The organism is Streptomyces longispororuber (assembly GCF_024448165.1).
Taxonomy (GTDB): domain Bacteria; phylum Actinomycetota; class Actinomycetes; order Streptomycetales; family Streptomycetaceae; genus Streptomyces; species Streptomyces longispororuber_A.
In genome coordinates this window covers 1-3,226 of sequence record NZ_JAMOLN010000394.1, presented here as the reverse complement: position 1 = coordinate 3,226, position 3,226 = coordinate 1, and the positions used below count along the sequence as shown (strand labels likewise).

Here is a 3,226-nt window from a genome sequence, read left to right as displayed (position 1 = left end):
CGAACGAGGAGGAGGGAGGGTGCGGAACGCACCCTCCCTCCTCCTCGGACCTACTCCTGCCGACGGCTACCGCTTGCGCGCGACCTCGGCCGCGTCCCGCTTGAACGCCCACTCCATCTTCGGCTCCATCGCGAACCGGAACATGCGCTGCACGGGCGGCGTGCAGAGCACGGTGATGAGCGTCATCGCGGCCACGGTCACCACGATCTGCCCGGCCGGCGTGTGCACCCAGTCGACCTCGTACCAGTCCCAGAACCGGGAGCCCTTGGCGACGAAGCCGTGCAGCAGGTACCCGTACAGCGTCCCGGCCCCCAGCGCCGTGAACCAGAGCTTGCGCCCCGGCACCCAGGCGAAGAAGCACGCGACCAGGATCACCGAGCAGCCGAACATGGCGAGCGTCATCACGGCGCCGCTCCAGCCGGGCGCGGCCAACTCCTGGGCGCTGTCGCGCCGGTAGAACCAGGCGGCGTTCATCCGCGGCGCTGCCCAGTACGCGAAGACCAGCGCGGCCGCGAGCACCGGAAGCGCCAGGATCCGCGCCTCCTTGCGGCGCACCAGCTGGAAGTGCTCAGGCCTGAGGACCAGGCCGAGCACGAAGAACGGCAGGAACTGCAGCACGCGCTGGAGGTCCAGGTCGTCACCGATGTCGGGGGAGACCGAGGCGAGCGCGGCGATGGCGAGCGCCACCGGCAGCGGCCAGCGGATCACCTTCCACAGCGGGGTGGACAGGCGCCACACGAACAGCGCGATCAGGAACCAGGTCAGGTACCAGGGATCGAGCAGACTGATCGGGTACGAAGGGTCGTCCCCGGCCGTCCGCTTGAAGAAGGTGTACGCCACCTCGAAGATCACGTACGGCACGGCCACCCCGGTGACCAGCCTCTTCAGCCGGGTGGGGCTCGCGTCGAAGGACCGCGAGAAGTAGCCGGAGATCACGATGAACGCCGGCATGTGGAACGTGTAGACCGTCATGTAGAGGGCGGCCGCGGCCCGGCTGTCACCGCGCAGCGGCTCCCAGGAGTGGCCCATCGCGACCAGCACGATCGCCAGGTACTTCGCGTTGTCGAAGAACGCGTCCCGCGCTTTTCCCGGCTTCTTCCCCGCGGGGGCCGGAGTCTCCGAAGGCCTCGGAGCGGCGGTGCTCGCATGCGGCGGTCCGGTGGTGGCGCGCTGCTCGGGCAGCGGACTCCGTCGGGCCGCGATCCGAACCGGTTCGCTCACGATCCCTCCCGTGTGGAACCCCGGCTCCCGAAATCACGTCTTCTCAGGTTTGTGAGGTTCAAGTGGCTGCGAGACATCCAAGGCACCGTAGTCACCGACCGAGCCGCCCGTAAACCTGTGCTGGTCATGGGTGGCGGCTGTCACAGACCGAAGTCGGGACGGGGTCAGACATTGACTCCGAAGTCGGACGCGATGCCCGCGAGGCCCGACGCGTAGCCCTGGCCGACGGCGCGGAACTTCCACTCCGCCCCGTGCCGGTACAGCTCGCCGAAGACCATCGCGGTCTCCGTGGAGGCGTCCTCGGTGAGGTCGTAGCGGGCGATCTCGGCGCCGCCCGCCTGGTTCACGACGCGGATGAAGGCGCCCCTGACCTGCCCGAAGCTCTGCCCGCGCGACTCGGCGTCATGGATCGAGACGGGGAAGACGATCTTGTCGACCTCGGCGGGCACGGCCGCCAGGTTCACCTTGACGCTCTCGTCGTCGCCGTCACCCTCGCCGGTGAGGTTGTCGCCGGTGTGCTCGACCGAGCCGTCCGGGCTGGTGAGGTTGTTGTAGAAGACGAAGTGCCGGTCGGAGACCACCTTCCCGGACGCGTCGCACAGCAGCGCGGAGGCGTCCAGGTCGTAGTCGGCACCGGTGGTGGTGCGCACGTCCCAGCCGAGACCCACCAGAACCGCGGTCAGGCCCGGCGCCTCCTTGCTGAGCGAGACATTGCCGCCTTTGGACAGGGAAACTCCCACGGTCTTCTCCTCCGTACGGTGGGGAACGTAGCCTGAAATCTACAACACTGTAGAAGTTTGCCGGAGGGGAGGAGGGGACCCCGCTCACTACGATGAGGCGCTGAAGCGGAGGAGGAGGGTGAGGGTGACGTGGTGAGCCACGAGGAGAGCGCTGAGAGCGCTGTGGGCGCCGAGAACGCTGAGGGCGCCGAGGGCGGGCGCAGGCGCGGTCAGGGTGAGCTGGAGGGCCAGGTGCTCGCGGCGCTGTGCGAGGCGCACGGCCCGGCGACGGCGGCCTGGGTGCGCGAACGCCTCGGCGGCACCCTCGCGTATACGACGGTGATGACGATCCTCACCCGCCTCCAGGCGAAGGGCGCCGTCACCCGCGAGCGGGTCGGCCGCTCCTTCACCTGGACCGCCGCGTCCGACGAGGCCGGCCTCGCCGCGCACCGGATGCGCCGGGTCCTGGACGGCGAGTCCGACCGGGCCGCGGTCCTCGCCAGCTTCGTGTCGAGCCTGTCCGCGGGCGACGAGCGGCTGCTGCGCGAACTCCTCGCCGACGAGGAGGGCCCGGGAGCGGACGGCGCCGGGGGCGGCTGACGATGGGCGTCTTCGTCTTCCTGCCCCTGATCCTGCCGCTGACCGCCTGGCCGGTCGCGCGGCTCGCCGAACGGCACCTCCACCCGCGCGCGGCCACCCGCCTGCTGACCGGCGTCGGCTTCGTCCTGGCCCTGTGCAGCACGCTCTGCCTCGGCCTGCTCGCGATCGTCGGCACCGCCCAACTGCCGGGCAACCCGCTGCCGGACGGCTGGGCCGACCCCGAGGTACGGGCCGCGGTGCCGCACGACGAGGTCGTCGGCAAGACCGCCATCGTGGCGCTCGCGGCGGCGCTGCTCTCCTGCGGAGCGTTCCTGACGCACCGTCGCAGGACCGCACGCCAGGCGGCCCGCGCCCTCGCCGGCCTCCCGGGCGGCCGCCGGATCGCGGTGCTGCCCGACGAGATCCCGTACGCCCACACGCTCCCGGAGGGCCGGATCGTCGTGTCGACGGGGATGCTCGCGGGCCTCGGATCCGCCGAGCGCAGAGCCCTGTTCGCGCACGAGCGGGCCCATCTGGCGGGCCGCCACCACCGGCACCTGCTCCTGGTCGGCCTCGCGGCCCGCGCCAACCCGTTCCTGCGGCCGTTGCGCACCGCGGTGACCTACACGGTGGAGCGCTGGGCCGACGAGGACGCGGCCCGCGCCGTCGGCGACCGCCGCCTCACCGCACGCGCGGTCGGCAAGGCG

4 protein-coding genes are annotated in these 3,226 nt (G+C 71.3%); 2 read left to right on the top strand and 2 right to left on the bottom strand.

Features of this window, described 5'->3' with window-relative positions:
- Nucleotides 1-66 precede the first annotated feature (66 nt).
- Nucleotides 67-1,221 (bottom strand): acyltransferase family protein, encoded by a 1,155-nt coding sequence (locus M4J07_RS47225; RefSeq protein ID WP_255983490.1) that lies wholly within the window; start codon nt 1,219-1,221, stop codon nt 67-69.
- 164 nt (nt 1,222-1,385) lie between these two features.
- Complete coding sequence (locus tag M4J07_RS47220; RefSeq protein WP_255983488.1) at nt 1,386-1,961, bottom strand: TerD family protein; 576 nt, start codon at nt 1,959-1,961, stop codon at nt 1,386-1,388.
- A gap of 162 nt (nt 1,962-2,123) precedes the next feature.
- Here M4J07_RS47220 and M4J07_RS47215 point away from each other — a divergent pair, with 162 nt between their 5' ends.
- Complete coding sequence (locus tag M4J07_RS47215; protein WP_255983491.1) at nt 2,124-2,540, top strand: BlaI/MecI/CopY family transcriptional regulator; 417 nt, start codon at nt 2,124-2,126, stop codon at nt 2,538-2,540.
- A gap of 2 nt (nt 2,541-2,542) precedes the next feature.
- On the top strand, nt 2,543-3,226 hold a 684-nt coding region (locus M4J07_RS47210), incomplete at its 3' end, for a M56 family metallopeptidase (RefSeq protein WP_255983486.1).